10 protein-coding genes are annotated in these 14734 nt (G+C 64.2%); 1 reads left to right on the top strand and 9 read right to left on the bottom strand.

The features are described from left to right. Window positions 1-3 precede the first annotated feature (3 nt). The 9 genes from B0E55_RS20965 to B0E55_RS20920 form a co-directional block, all read right to left on the bottom strand. The gene (locus B0E55_RS20965) at window positions 4-1092 is read right to left on the bottom strand and encodes a hemolysin family protein (RefSeq protein WP_003944826.1); all 1089 of its coding nucleotides are present in this window, start codon (window positions 1090-1092) and stop codon (window positions 4-6) included. After that, window positions 1085-2467, bottom strand: coding sequence for a hemolysin family protein (locus tag B0E55_RS20960; protein WP_019748444.1), 1383 nt, complete (start codon window positions 2465-2467; stop codon window positions 1085-1087). The genes B0E55_RS20965 and B0E55_RS20960 overlap by 8 nt, the downstream gene beginning before the upstream one ends. A gap of 311 nt (window positions 2468-2778) precedes the next feature. After that, window positions 2779-4215 carry a GuaB1 family IMP dehydrogenase-related protein gene (locus B0E55_RS20950; RefSeq protein ID WP_020907756.1) on the bottom strand — a complete coding sequence of 479 codons (1437 nt, stop codon included), beginning with the start codon at window positions 4213-4215 and terminating at the stop codon, window positions 2779-2781. A 3-nt stretch (window positions 4216-4218) separates the two neighbouring features. Continuing rightward, on the bottom strand, window positions 4219-5100 hold the full coding sequence (locus tag B0E55_RS20945) for a DMT family transporter (RefSeq protein WP_020907757.1): 882 nt from the start codon (window positions 5098-5100) through the stop codon (window positions 4219-4221). A gap of 4 nt (window positions 5101-5104) precedes the next feature. Beyond that, window positions 5105-6607: a DEAD/DEAH box helicase gene (locus B0E55_RS20940; RefSeq protein ID WP_003944962.1), complete on the bottom strand. Its 1503-nt coding sequence runs from the start codon at window positions 6605-6607 to the stop codon at window positions 5105-5107. 62 nt (window positions 6608-6669) lie between these two features. Next, window positions 6670-8127 (bottom strand): NADP-dependent phosphogluconate dehydrogenase, encoded by a 1458-nt coding sequence (gene gndA / locus B0E55_RS20935; protein ID WP_007730904.1) that lies wholly within the window; start codon window positions 8125-8127, stop codon window positions 6670-6672. Between the two features lie 218 nt (window positions 8128-8345). Then, window positions 8346-10313: a DEAD/DEAH box helicase gene (locus B0E55_RS20930; RefSeq protein WP_080910392.1), complete on the bottom strand. Its 1968-nt coding sequence runs from the start codon at window positions 10311-10313 to the stop codon at window positions 8346-8348. Window positions 10314-10574: 261 nt separating this feature from the next. After that, window positions 10575-11528, bottom strand: coding sequence for a M56 family metallopeptidase (locus tag B0E55_RS20925; RefSeq protein ID WP_003944922.1), 954 nt, complete (start codon window positions 11526-11528; stop codon window positions 10575-10577). A gap of 25 nt (window positions 11529-11553) precedes the next feature. After that, on the bottom strand, window positions 11554-11967 hold the full coding sequence (locus tag B0E55_RS20920) for a BlaI/MecI/CopY family transcriptional regulator (RefSeq protein ID WP_003944876.1): 414 nt from the start codon (window positions 11965-11967) through the stop codon (window positions 11554-11556). A 191-nt stretch (window positions 11968-12158) separates the two neighbouring features. Between B0E55_RS20920 and B0E55_RS20915 the strand changes: the two genes are divergently transcribed. Beyond that, entirely contained in the window at window positions 12159-14732 is a 2574-nt protein-coding gene (locus tag B0E55_RS20915) for a bifunctional lysylphosphatidylglycerol flippase/synthetase MprF (protein WP_080910391.1), read from the top strand. Window positions 14733-14734: the final 2 nt, after the last annotated feature.

The raw sequence follows: 14734 nt of genomic DNA, 5'->3' as shown, positions 1-14734 counted from the left end.
CGATCAGCTGTTTCTTTGTCCGGGAACAGCATCCGTGCCGCGGTGCGTGCCGTCGCGAACCGTTCCGACGTACTCCTCGAGCAGATCCTCGAGCGCGACGATACCGATCACGACTCCGTCGGCGTCCGTGACTGCGCCGAGGTGCGAGCTGGCCCGACGAAGGCCGGCCAACGCTTCGGCCAGCGGCGTGCTGAGCGGAACGATGGGCAACGGGCGGATATCCGACGTCGGAACGACGGTGTCCGGCCCGGCAGCTTCGTCGAGCACCTCGTCGAGCACATCCTTGAGGTGCACGTACCCGGCCAGCGATCCGTCGCTCGCTCGGACCGGGTAACGCGAGTATCCGGTCTCGATGACCGCACGCTCGATCTCACCCAGTGTTGTTCCCGACGGCGTGAGGGGAATGGTCCGCACCTTGTCGAGGGTGATCAGGACCTCGGAGACGGTGCGATCTGTCGATTCGAGTGCCTGCTTCAAGCGCCGGTGTTCTTCGGCGTCGATCAGACCCTCGGACCGCGATTCACCGATCATCGCGGACAACTCCACCGCCGAGACAGTGACATCGAGTTCGTCCTTGGGCTCGACGCGCAGGAGCTTGAGCACTCCGTTGGCGCAGAGGTTGTAGAACGCGATGATCGGGCGAGCGATCTTGATGAACGCCAGATGCACGGGAACGAGCAGCATGGCCGTCTTCTCGGGGCCCGCCAACGCGATGTTCTTGGGCACCATTTCGCCGAGGAGGATATGCAGCACGACGACCAGCGAGAGCGCGATCGCAAACGAAATCGGGTGTAGCAATCCGTCGGGAAGGCCGACGGCTTCCATCGGCACCTCGAGGAGGTGCGCGATGGCGGGCTCGGCGACCTTACCGAGCAGGATCGAGCAGATCGTGATGCCCAGCTGAGCTGCCGCAAGCATCAGCGAGAGGTTCTCACCGGCCTTGATGACCGTGAGTGCCCGCTTCTTACCCTGCGCGACAAGTGCCTCGAGGCGGTCGCGTCGTGCGGAGATCAGCGCGAACTCCGCACCGACGAAGAATGCGTTACCGGCGAGCAGCACGACGGTGAGGAGTACACCGAAGAGGTTATTCATCGTCGGACTCCTTCGTGTCGTCGTCTGCGGATTCGGGTTCGACATGTGCCGGGACCGGCGTGATGGTCACTCGGTCGATACGACGGCCGTCCATACTGGTCACTCGGGCGATCCACTTGCCGCGGGAATCACCGGACGAGTCGACGTCGGGCAATTCCACTTCGTCACCCTCGTCGGGGATTCGGCCCAGTTCGGTGAGCACCAGACCGCCGAGCGTGTCGTAGTCGCCTTCGGGTGCGGTGTATCCGGTTGCCGACGTGACCTCGTCGATGCGCAGGAGACCGGAGCACGACCAGCCGTCGCCGACGCGCTGTACGTCGAGTTCGGGTTCGTCGTGTTCGTCGCGCACATCACCGACGATTTCCTCGATGAGGTCTTCCATCGTGACGATGCCGGCTGTTCCGCCGTATTCGTCGACGACAAGCGCGACCTGCATGCCGTCGGAGCGGATCCGCTCCATGACGGTGTCTCCGTCCAAGCTCGACGGCACGACGGGAACACGTTGAGCCAGACTGTCGACGCGCGTCGTGCGCCTGCGCTCGGCCGGAACGGTGAACGCGTGTTTGATGTGTACGACGCCGACTGTGTCGTCGAGATCGCCGCGAACGACGGGGAAGCGCGAGTAGCCAGTTCGCGACGCCGTCACGATCAGGTCTGCGACGGTGTCCGAGAGTTCCAGCGATTCGATCTTCACTCGCGGAGTCATCAGCTCTTCTGCGGTGCGGTCACCGAACTGCAGCGAACGGTCGACGAGCATCGCCGTGCCCTTGTCGATGGACCCGCGCTGCGCGGACGTCCGCACGAGGGACCCGAGTTCCTGCGGTGATCGCGCCGAGCGCAATTCTTCCGCGGGTTCGATGCCCAGGCGTCGCACGATCCAGTTGGCGGTTCCGTTGAGGCCGTTGATGGCCCACCGGAAGATCAGCGAGAAGCCCGCTTGCAGGCCCGCAGTCGCGCGGGCGGTGGGCATCGGCTTGGAGATTGCGAGGTTCTTCGGTACGAGCTCACCGAAGATCATGGAGAACGAGGTCGCAATCACGAGCGCCAGGATCAAAGACGTTGTCGAGGCAGCGGATTCGCTGAGCCCGACGGCCTTCGTGACCGGTGTGATGAACCGTGCCAGAACGGGCTCGGCCAGATAACCGGTGATCAGGGTTGTGATCGTGATACCCAGCTGAGCGCCGGAGAGCTGGAACGAGAGAGTCTTGTGCGCGTGTTGAACCTGCCGCGAGCGTCGGTCGCCGCCACGAGCAGCTTCGTCGACGGTGCTGCGTTCGAGCGCGGTCAGTGAGAATTCGGCCGCCACGAAGAGGGCGGTGCCTGCAGTCAGCGCGATGAAGCCGACCAGGCTGAGAATGGTGAAAACGATGTCCATGTGTCATCGCCACCTGAGGTGTGCACGGGGGCCGCCGGGTTTGTCTCCCGGCTCGCTAGAGGAGCCCTCCGAACCAGCGGAATCAGACGATTCCTCGGATAAAACGACGGGTGTAGCGCCGGGTAAGTGTGTGGGTGCCTCGGGCACCGGGTTCCTCTCGTCGGAGCCGAGTATTTCTCGGCTGTAGCGGGCTCGGTCGGGTCGCCGATGGGCACCCGACCGAGTTTTGTTTCCTGTTTACGGATCCAATGATACCGGCGGGTGCCCGGGAGTAGGGACCCGAGCACCCGCCGACTGTCATAAAACGTGGTTCACCAACCAGACGGAAGCGGCCGTCCTTCGGCGAATCCGGCGGCGGACTGCACTCCCAGAACTGCCTTCTCGTGCAGCTCCTCGAGTGAGCGCGCACCCGCGTACGTGCAGGTACTGCGTACGCCGGAACAGATCTGATCGATCAGGTCCTCGACTCCGGGGCGCTCGGGATCGAGACGCATCCGCGAACTGGAGATGCCTTCCTCGAACAATCCCTTACGGGCGCGATCGAAAGCCGTTTCGGTGGCTGTGCGAGCGGCAACAGCGCGCTTGGAGGCCATACCGAAGCTCTCCTTGTACGCGTTGCCCGCCTGATCGACTTTGAGATCGCCGGGGGACTCGTACGTGCCGGCGAACCACGAGCCGATCATGACGTTCGACGCGCCCGCCGCGAGGGCGAGTGCAACGTCGCGAGGGTGGCGAACGCCGCCGTCGGCCCAGACGTGCTTGCCGAGCTCACGTGCTGCTGCAGCACATTCCGCGACGGCCGAGAACTGCGGGCGTCCGACGCCGGTCATCATGCGAGTCGTGCACATGGCTCCGGGCCCGACGCCGACCTTGACGATGTCCGCGCCTGCGGCGATCAGATCACGGGTTCCCTGTGCGGACACCACGTTGCCTGCAACCAACGGGACGCCGAGGTCGAGCGCCTTGAGCGTGGTGAGCGCATCGATCATTCTCTGCTGGTGACCGTGAGCCGTGTCCACGACGATCACGTCGGCACCGGCGTCGACGAGTGCCTTGGCCTTGGCGCCCACGTCACCGTTCACACCGACCGCAGCAGCGACCCGGAGTGCGCCGCGATCGTCGACTGCGGGGTCGTAGATGCCGGCACGAATCGCGCCGGTGCGAGTGAGGACGCCGGCGAGGGTTCCGTCCTCGTTGACGATGACGGCCAACGGATCGTGCTTGGTTTCGAGCAGTTCGAAGACCTCACGCGGTGTGGCGGTGACCGGGGCGGTGACGAAGTCGGTGATCGCGACGGTACGTAGGCGAGTGAACCGATCGACATCCGCGCAGGCAGCCTCGGTGACGACACCGAGAGGCTTGCCGTCCTCGACCACTACGACTGCGCCGTGTGCACGCTTGGGTAGCAGCGCCAGCGCATCGGAGACGGCGTCGTCCGGACTCAGCGTGACCGGCGTATCAGCGACGAGGTGGCGGCTCTTGACGAACGCCACGGTCTCGGCGACAGCGTCAGTGGGGACGTCCTGCGGAATGATGACCAGTCCGCCGCGGCGGGCGACAGTCTCGGCCATGCGGCGGCCGGCGACTGCGGTCATATTGGCGACGACGACGGGAATGGTCGTTCCGGATCCGTCGGAAGAATTGAGATCGACGTCGAACCGAGAGGTGACCTCGGTCCGGTTAGGGACGAGGAAGACGTCGTCGTAGGTCAGGTCGTATGGGGGGCGTTGCCCTTCGAGGAACTGCACGTTTCACGAGCCTACCGTCGATTCCGCCGTAGCGCCCTCGGTATCGCGTGCTTGTGAGCGGGAGAGGGCGATCGTGGTCATGATCATGACGGCGACGGCGCACCCGATGAGAGCAATTCCGGGACCGTCGACGCGGAGGCGTTCGTCGAGAACCGTCATCCCCAGGAAGATGGCCGCGATCGGCTCGCCGATCGTCAGGGCAGGTAGCGACGCCGACAGAGGCCCGACCTGGAACGCGCGCTGTTGGAGGTAGACCCCGATTGCGCCCGAGGCGATCAGCGCCCACGTCTGCCATGCCGAAATCACCCCGACGACACCGTGCCCGAGTAGGTCGGTGACGTACTTGGTGAAAGCGACGGCCACGCCGTAGAAGATTCCGGCCGCGGAGCCGAGAAGCAGTGCGCGCCAGCCACCGTCGAGCTTGGACAAGCCGCCGATAGTTGCGACCACGGCCACTGCGACCGTGATAGTCAGGGGCACAGCCCAATCCGACCAGGGAGCGTTGCTGTCTCCCTCGGTGGGATCGCCGACTACGAGGAAGATCGCCAAGGAAATCGCGAGCATGATCGCCAACGACCACGCAGAACGGGTGATGCGAATTCCCGAGAACCTGGCCGAAAGTGGCAGCGCGAACAGCAGCGAGGTCACGATCAGCGGCTGCACCACCAACACCGAACCCAACGACAGTGCAACGGCCTGCATGACGTAACCGCCGCCGTCACCGATCAGCCCGGCCCACCACCGAGGACTGCGAATCAACGACGCCACCAACGCCTCGCCCTCCGGAACCGCAGACGCGGCGCGCTGCTGAGCGACGGAGGCACACGCGAAGAGAAGCGCGGCGACGAGTGCGCAGAGAACAGAGATCAGTGGAAGATCACCCATTCCCTCAGTGTGCGCGCTTGCCCGCCCGATTTCCGGCAGACGGCTTTCCTGCGCCGGGTGCGCCGCGACGCGGGGTCAAGCCCTTGGACGCCAGACGCTCCGAACGGGTCGGGACCGGAGTGCCGTCCGCACGGATCTTCTTCACACTCTTCGGATCGGTGACGCGCCGCGAGGAAGCGGCGCGCTTGTCGCCGTCCTTCTTCATCCGGCCTCCGGCAGCGGTCCGGCCTGCAGTGTCGTGTTCCTGACGGCCACGCTTGGCGGTGTGCTTGACGGCGACCGTCGTATCGGGAGCTTCGACCGGTATGCCCGTCGGCTCCATCGCACCGGTGATGCGCGTGAGCTCCAGATCGTCAGGACGAACCCGCACGCCGTGAACCTTGATGCCTGCCTGCTTGGTCAACTTCTCGACCGAATCACGTTCTTCGTCGGTGACGATGGTGACGACGACGCCCGATTCCCCGGCGCGTGCCGTCCGGCCGGCCCGGTGCAGGTAGTCCTTCGCCTCCGCCGGGGGATCGACGTGAACGACGAGCGTCACGTCGTCGACATGGATTCCGCGCGCGGCGACATCGGTGGCGACCAGGACCGGTGTCGTCCCGTCGGAGAACGACGCGAGGGTCTTGGTCCGGTTGTTCTGCGTCTTGCCGCCGTGCAGGGCGCCGGCCGAGACACCGATCAAATGCAGTTGCTGCGCAAGACGATCCACTCCGTGCTTGGTCTTGACGAACATGATGGTCCGTCCCGCCCGTGAAGCGATATGTGCGACAACGGATCTCTTGTCGTCGCGGTCGACGAAGAGCAGGTGATGCTCCATGGTCGAGACGGTGGCAACCGGGGGAGCAGTCGAGTGCGACGCCGGATTGCGCAGGTAACCCGCGACCAGATCGTCGACCTTGCCGTCGAGTGTTGCCGAGAAGAGAAGGCGCTGACCGTCTTTCGGTGTCGTGTCGAGAATCTTCGCAACCTCGTCGATGAAACCCATGTCTGCCATGTGGTCGGCTTCGTCGATGGTCGTGATCACGACGTCGTCGAGAATCACCGACTTCTGCTCGAGTAGGTCGAGTAGGCGCCCTGGGGTCGCGATCAGGAGATCGACGCCGCGGGCAAGGATGTCGGCCTGACGCTTGATCGGAACGCCACCGACCGCATTTGCCACACGCAAACCGATCTCGGTAGCAGCGTCGTCGAGTGCCTTGTGGATCTGGATCGCCAGCTCACGGGTGGGAGCGAGCACCAAACCGCGCGGACGATTCCGCTTGCTCGCCCCACCCTTGAGGCGCACCAGCATCGGAAGCCCGAAGGCCAGAGTCTTTCCGGAACCCGTCGCGCCGCGCCCGAGGACATCCCGGCCGGCAAGAACATCGGGGATGGTTGCCGACTGAATGGGGAAGGGGGCATCGATGCCGCTACGGCGCAACGCGTGCACCATCACGGCGGGGATTCCGAGGTCGACGAACGAACGCCCTTCGGTCGAGGTGGGCGAGTCGATCGTCGATTCCTGCATTTGTCCAGGCTACCGGGTATCGGTAGACGCAGATGACCGCATCTACCGATACCCGCTGTGAATCAGGCCTCGATTTCGCTGCGGTCACCGCTCCACAGTGTGTGGAACTTGCCCGGCTTGTCGATGCGCTCGTAGGTGTGCGCGCCGAAGAAGTCGCGCTGACCCTGAGTCAGGGCGGCCGGCAGACGCTCCGCGCGGAGACCGTCGTAGTACGAGAGCGAAGACGCGAACGCCGGTACCGGAATGCCGAGCATCGTCGCGGTGGCGACCACACGGCGCCAGCTGTCGATGCCTGCCTCGATGGCCTCACGGAAGTACGGCGCCAGAATCAAGCTCGGCAGGCTCGGATCCGCGTCGAACGCGTCCTTGATGCGGTTGAGGAACTGCGCACGGATGATGCAGCCACCGCGCCAGATCGTCGCCAGGTCGGCAGGCTTGAGGTTCCAGTCGTACTCGGCGCTGCCGGCAGCGATCTGATCGAAGCCCTGCGCGTACGCCACGATCTTCGACGCGTACAGCGCGGCCTGGATGTCGGCGGCGAACTGCTCGGCGTCAGCAGGCTTGTCGCCGAGAGAGCCGGCAGCCAGACCCTGCGCCTGAGCTGCGGCGCGCTGATTGCGGCTACCGGACAGTGCGCGAGCGAAAACGGCCTCGGCGATACCGGTGACCGGCACGCCCAGATCCAGAGCGGACTTGACCGTCCAGCGGCCCGTGCCCTTCTGCTCGGCAGCGTCGACGATGACGTCGACCAACGGCTTGCCCGTCTCGGCGTCGACCTGGCGGAGCACCTCGGCGGTGATCTCGATCAAGTAGGACTCGAGCGTGCCCTTGTTCCACTCGGTGAAGACGTCTGCGACCTGACCGGCGTCGTAACCGAGTGCGTCGCGGAAGAGGTTGTACGCCTCGCCGATGAGCTGCATGTCGGCGTACTCGATGCCGTTGTGCACCATCTTGACGAAGTGACCGCTGCCGTCGGGGCCGATGTGCGTGCAGCACGGGGTGCCGTCGACGTGAGCGGAGATGGACTCGAGAAGCGGGCCGAGAGCCTCGTAGGACTCCTTCGGGCCGCCGGGCATGATCGACGGACCGTTGAGTGCGCCTTCTTCGCCACCGGAGATACCAGCGCCGACGAAGTGCAGACCGCGGGCGCGGATCGCTGCTTCACGACGGATCGTGTCGGTGTAGAGCGAGTTGCCACCGTCGATGATGATGTCGCCGGGCTCCATGGCGTTCGCGAGCTCTTCGATCACGGCGTCGGTCGGGGCGCCGGCCTTGACCATGATCAGGACGCGTCGCGGCTTCTGCAGTGCGGCAACAAACTCCTCGACGGTCTCGGTGCGCACGAAATCGCCCTCGGAACCATGCTCGGCGATCAGGGCATCGGTCTTCGCGATGCTGCGGTTGTGCAGGGCAACGGTGTGACCGTGGCGGGCGAAATTGCGGGCAATATTCGAACCCATGACGGCCAGGCCGGTGACGCCGATCTGAGCTCGGGGTGATTCGGTGCTAGTGGTTGACATACTTACAGCTTTCCCTCTCGGTCCGCGGCTGTGAAATCCTGCGCTGTGCGCAGCCGAAAACGGTGCGGCCGCGACGCGCGTGAACATTCAGACCGTGCATACAAAACACGGATGCAGATCACTTTAATTGCAGTGACCTGCATCCGTCTCGATACAGCTTCCGGCACAGCCGGAAGGTTCTCAGTGTTCAGTTGTCGAGCCGCAGCTCAGCGCAGGTATTACCGCTGATCGCGCTTCGGGCCGTCGAATCCGTCATAGCTACGACGGTCGGTACGGCTGCGGAAGCCGCCACCGCTGGTCGAGGCTGCACGGTTGTCGCCGCCGTCGCGGTTGCCCTGGTAGCCACCGGAAGAGCGGTTGCCCTGGTAACCGGTCGAGGGGCGGCTGTCGCGATCGCCGTACGAGCGGTTGTTGTCGCGGTTGCCCTGGTATCCACCACCGGACGAACGGTTGCCCTGGTATCCGCCGCGGCTCTCGCCGTCACGGCTTCCCTGGTATCCGCCCGAAGAGCGGTTGCCCTGGTAACCCGTCGACGGGCGGCTGTCGCGGTCTCCGTAGGACGGACGGCTGTCACGGTTGCCCTGGTAACCACCGCTGGAGCGATCACCCTGGTAGCCACCGGAAGAGCGGTTGCCCTGGTAACCGCCGCGGCTCTCGCCGTCGCGGCTTCCCTGGTAGCCACCGGAAGAGCGGTTTCCCTGGTATCCGGTCGAGGGGCGGCTGTCGCGGTTGCCCTGGTAACCACCGCTGGAGCGATCACCCTGGTATCCGCCGCGGCTCTCACCGTCACGGTCGCCCTGGTATCCACCCGAAGAGCGGTTGCCCTGGTAGCCGCCGGAAGAGCGGTTTCCCTGGTAGCCGCCACGACTTCCGCCACGATCACCGAAGGAACGCTCGCCACGAGAAGAGCTCTCGCGCAAGGGTTCTCCGGTCGGCTTCTTGGCGCCGGTGATGCGAGCAAGTTCAGCAGAACCCGGGGTGACGGCAACGGCTGCGGCATTGACGCCGGCCATTCCGGTCAGACGCTTGAACTGACGCTTCTGGTTCGGCAGCACGATGGCGACAACGGTACCCTTCTCGCCGGCGCGAGCGGTACGACCAGCGCGGTGCAGGTAGTCCTTGTGGTCGGCCGGGGGATCGACGTGAACGACGAGGTCGATGCCGTCGACGTGGATACCGCGCGCTGCAACGTCCGTTGCGACGAGGACCGGGGTGCGGCCGTTCTTGAAACGCTCGAGGACGCGGGTGCGCTGGTTCTGTGCCTTGCCGCCGTGAAGCGACTCGGCAGCGATGCCGACTGCGCGGAGGCGATCGGTGATTCCCTCGCAACCGAGCTTGGTGCGGGCGAACATGATGGTGCGTCCGTCACGGGCACCGATCTCGGCGAGGACGGAATCCTTCTGCCCACGATCGACGAGGAGGACGTAGTGCTCCATCGTGTCGACGCTTGCGCGGCCGTCTTCGGTGGAGTGGGTGACGTGGTTGGCCAGGAACTGACGAACCAGCGACTGGACCTCACGGTCGAGGGTTGCCGAGAACAGCAGACGCTGTCCGTCTGCGGGGGTCTCGCCGAGGATCGAGCGAACCTCGGGCAGGAAGCCCATGTCCGCCATCTGATCGGCTTCGTCGAGTGCGGTGATTTCCACCGAGTCGAGGATGCAGGTGCCCTGACGCAGGTGATCGCCCAGGCGACCCGGCGTTGCGACGAGGACGTCTACGCCGCGGCGAAGCTGATCGACCTGCTTGGCGAACGGCGTTCCACCGACAGCGGGACGAACCGTGAGTCCGAGTGCGCCGGCGTAGGAGTTGAGGGAGTCGACCACCTGGAAAGCAAGCTCACGGGTGGGGACGAGCACGAGTGCGCGGGGACGCTTTGCGGCCGGGCGATCTTCGTGGCGTGAGAGGCGGGTCAGCATCGGCAGGCCGAAGGCGAGGGTCTTACCCGATCCGGTCTGTGCGCGGCCGAGAACGTTGGTTCCGGCGAGCGCGTCCGGGATGGACTGCGCCTGGATGGGGGACGGGACGGTGATGGAGTTGCGCGCCAATGCGGCAACAAGCTGCTCGGGCAGGCCGATCTCGGCGAAGGTGATACCCGGCTCGGTGGCGACTGCTTCTTCGGCAGCGGGGGTGTTGACGGTGGGGTCTTCGATGTTCTCGGAAGACGACATTTGGACAGCGTTGGTCACGCGGAAACCTCTCCGGACTACGGGCACGTCGCGGAGCGGAAGAAGCCATGCTGAAATACACGACACAGTTCGCAAAGGGACGAGCCAGGGCACATGTCACCTGGCAATCCGAACGCATACTGCGGGGAATTGGGCTGTGTGCCGTTATATGTTGACGGACCACGATGGTGGCCGTGGTCCACTCTACGCCACCGGGGACACCGAAGTCAGGTAGCCCCGCCTGTGACCTGCACTACTACACGGGGTTGCGCAGGTCAAGACTCAGTATGCGTTGAAAAGCAGTCGAAGTTCGGTGAGCCAGGGCACAGCCACCGCAACCGTGGGAACCACGAGAATCGCGACCGCCCCGAGATACGCAAAAACTGCGATGCGGGGATCTGCATCGTCGGCCGAGAGGCGCTGCACTCGGATGAGCGTCGACGGGCCGCCCGCTGCCATCGCTCCGCGGGGTGCCGTCGATCCGGCACACGCGACAAGTGCCCGCGCGAGGGGAGTGGGACCGGTAGCCCGCACAGCTGAATCGTCGGCGAGCAACTCCACCAGCAGTTGTACCGATCCCAGAGCCGACTTGCTACGGACGAAACGGGGGAAGGCGTGGTTGACGGCCGTGAAAGCCTCGAGGACCAGATCGTGACGAGCTCGCAGGTGTGAACGCTCGTGCGTCAGGATTGCTTTGACCTCGGCATGATCGAGGTTCTGCAGAGTGCCTTGGCTGAGAACCACGCGTTGGCGCAGACCTGGCAGGCAGTATGCGATCGGTTCGTCCACGTCCAGCACCCGCAGATCGGGTGTGCGTTCCACCGACGCGGGCATGGCGCAGTCGTCGAGAAGGTCCACCAACACGCGGTGACGTGCACGGCGACGTCGGGTTCTCACAGCGACCTGGATTATCGAGAAGATCAGCTTCGCGCCGATCAGGAGCGTCAGGGCAAAAACAACCACGTACAGAATCCACAGCGGGAGCCCGAGTGCATCGATTTCGGCGGTCGGGGCCGTCGTCGGCCTACCGTCAGCGCCGGGAACGAGCAGCTGGCTGGCAATGGCCAGGCCCGAGCTGAATGCCGACAGCACCGCAGCAATTGCGACGGCTTGCCACAGAACCAACGCCGCGCGTGGAGCGCGGTAAGGCCACGTGGAGCGGCTCAGGAGTGCGGGAACCGGACCGGCCAGCAACAAGGCAAGCAGTCCGAAAACCAGTGCAGTAGTGGCGTTCATGTCCTACACATCATGCACGACGAAATCAGTTCGGCCTAGAAATTCCGGGCTGCGCAGCCTTTTTCGCGGACTCGCGCACCTCGAGGGCAGCGAGCGCTTCGCGGAGAGCGTCGGCTTCGTCAGCATTGACCTGTCCCACGAAGTGGACGAGTGCCGCAGCGCGACCGCCGGACTCCGGAGCCTGGGCCAGAGCGTCGACCATCAGGCTCGCGACCAGTTCTTCGCGCTTGTTGACGGGAAGATAGCGATGGGCGCGATCGTCACGCTGCTGAATCACCAGATGCTTCTTCGCCAGGCGCTGCAGAACGGTCATTACCGTCGTGTACGCCAATTCGCGATGTGTCGCGAGTGCTTCATGCACCTGTCGCACAGTTTGCGGTTCCGATGTGGACCACAAATGATCCATCACCGCGCGTTCGAGTTCACCTAGACCTGCCATTCTTCGATTCTACGGACTTCCACGACGAAATACGTACTACTGGTAGTAGTAACCGCCTCGGTGGGGGTGTGGTATTGGCCATAGTGATCTGCGTGACGGTTACGGTGGTGTGAGACGACCAAAGTCCCGACAATGACGATGCCCGATAATTGCAAGCCAACAGTCGATCCGCAGAAAGTAGCCGCACGTAGATGACGATCGACAGTTCGCCGGGCACCGAAGAATCGACATCACGGGCGCGGGTAGTCACGCAGAAAGCTGCCGGCATCATCCGTTTCGGCATTCGCGACGCACCCTTGACGGTCGTCCTACTTCTCACCATGTGGATACTGGGCGCCGTAACCGGCAGCATCGTTCACGGACCGTCCCGCGATCTCGAGCACACGATCGGTGCGGGAATGGGCTCGATCCAGCACGGACATGTCTGGATTCCACTGAGCTCCGCGCTGTGGGCAGGAAACCTGCTCGGGTACATCGGCGCGAGCGTGCTCCTGATTGCGGTCGCTGCACCCCTCGAACGGCGGATGGGAACGATCAAGCTGGCGATCGCCGGCGCAAGCACTCAAATCTTGGGAGTTCTGCTCGGGCTCGGCTGGGCATCCTTCGTGAAAGTGTTCGACTCCAATTGGGGGTTCCGCCTCCATGTCGGCTCCGCTGTCGGCGCGAGCGCGTGGATCGTCGGCGCCGCGATGGCCGCCAGCTCGAACATGGGGACATTGTGGCGTCGCCGCATCCGCGTCGGAACCCTGGCTTTGACCATCACCTTGGCCTTGTTCAGTGGTCAGCTGCAAGATGTCATCCGATTTTTTGCCGCTGTGGTGGGTTTGGTGATCGGACAGTGGATCGTCGGACGATCGGCTCGCGGTGAACGCATCGCCGGGACACAGCGAGAGGGCCGTGTCCTGGTCGCCATCGTCGTCGCGGCAAGTGCGATCGGCCCGATGATCGCCGCGCTGTCCCCACAGGCGGTTGGCCCACTCGCCGTACTCCGCGATCTCTTCCGTGGTGTTCCCTGGACCGTCGCAGAAGTACGTGAGCTGTGCGCCGAATCCGCGTCGGATCCGGACTGCCGACGCGGCCTCCTCGAGCTGAGACTCTCGGGGATCGGGCCGACTCTGCTCTCGTTGATGCCGTCGATTTTTGTGCTGGTGTTGAGCGATGGGCTCCGTCGTGGCCGCAGATTCGCCTGGATTGCGACTGTCTGTGCTCAGGTCGTCTTACTCGTCCTCTCGATCGGGAACTTCGTCATCAGGTTCGTCGACGCAGTCGACAGTGACAGCTTGTTCTACGGAATCAGCGATCCGAACGTGTACCGAACTCTGGTGCCGTTCCTGACACCGCTCTTCGTGCTGATCCTGCTGATCGCCACACGTCGATACTTCGACGTCGCGGCCCCGGCCAAGACGTACCGACGTCTCGGTGCTGCGATCGTGGCCTTGCTCGCGGTCCTCGCCGTGATCTACGTCGGCGGCGGAATGCTCGCCAGGCACGGGTTCGACCGCGAGCCCACGGTCACGATGCTGCTCGCGGACTTCCCGCAGCGCCTTGTACCGCCGGTGTACCTGCAGTTGATCGACCCGCGCCTGCTTCCCGTGGACATCGAGTCGACGTTGCTCTTCGAGTGGACCGGCGTCGTGTTCTGGGGTGTTGCCGCCCTGTTGGTATTCGTGAGTTTCCTCAAGCCGGTCAAGACCGCCGATCCCACAGCCGCCGAACGAGCGCGATCCATGTTGATCGCCGGTACCGGCAGCCCGTTGTCGTGGATGACGACGTGGAAGGGGAACACCTACTGGTTCAGCGCGGACGGTTCGAGTTACGTCGCGTATCGCGTCATCGCCGGCGTTGCTCTCACCACCGGTGATCCGGTCGGTCCTCCAGATCGCATGCGCGCGGCGATCGAGGGGTTCGCCGAGTTCGCGTCGTCGAACGGTTGGATTCCCTGCTTCTATTCCGTGACCGACGACGCCCGAACCATCACCGATTCGATGGGCTGGAGCGGTCTACAGGTCGCCGAGGAAACCGTGCTCGACCTGGGACAAGTCGCGTTCACAGGAAAGCGGTTCCAGGACGTGCGCACAGCACTGAACCGGGCGAAGAAGTCCGGTATCACCGCCGAGTGGATTTCCTTCCCTCATGCACCTCTCGCGATCAAGGATCAGATAGTCGCCATCTCGGAGGAGTGGGTAGCGGACAAGGGGATGCCCGAGATGGGATTCACCCTCGGCGGACTCGACGAGGTCGAGGACGAACAAGTGCGGTGCCTGATCGCGGTCGACGAGGATCGCACCGTGCACGGTGTCACATCGTGGCTACCGGTGTACCGCGACGGCAAAGTCGTCGGGTGGACACTCGACTTCATGAGGCGACGCTCCGAAGGGTTCCGTCCCGCGATGGAGTTCCTCATCGCTTCCGCTGCACTGAAATTGGAGGAGGAGGGCGTCGAGTTCCTCAGTCTGTCCGGTGCACCGCTGGCAACAATCGCCGGTGACTCCGAGAGGAATGCGAACGAACCGGAGGCCACGACTTTCTCGGCGATGATGGACAGCGTGCTCGACCTACTCGGTCGCACCCTTGAACCGGTGTACGGATTTCGATCGCTGCTGGCCTTCAAATCGAAGTTCCAGCCGCGGTACGTGCCGATGCACATGACATTCGCCGATCCAGCCGCGTTGCCGAGCATCGGCAACGCGGTCGGACGGGCATACCTGCCGACCGTGACGATCGGTCAGGGATTCAAACTCGTTCGGACGATTCTGGGTCGCTGATT

This window comes from Rhodococcus sp. 66b (assembly GCF_002076325.1).
GTDB classification, from domain to species: domain Bacteria; phylum Actinomycetota; class Actinomycetes; order Mycobacteriales; family Mycobacteriaceae; genus Rhodococcus_F; species Rhodococcus_F erythropolis.
This window is presented reverse-complemented; position numbering and strand designations above follow the sequence as displayed.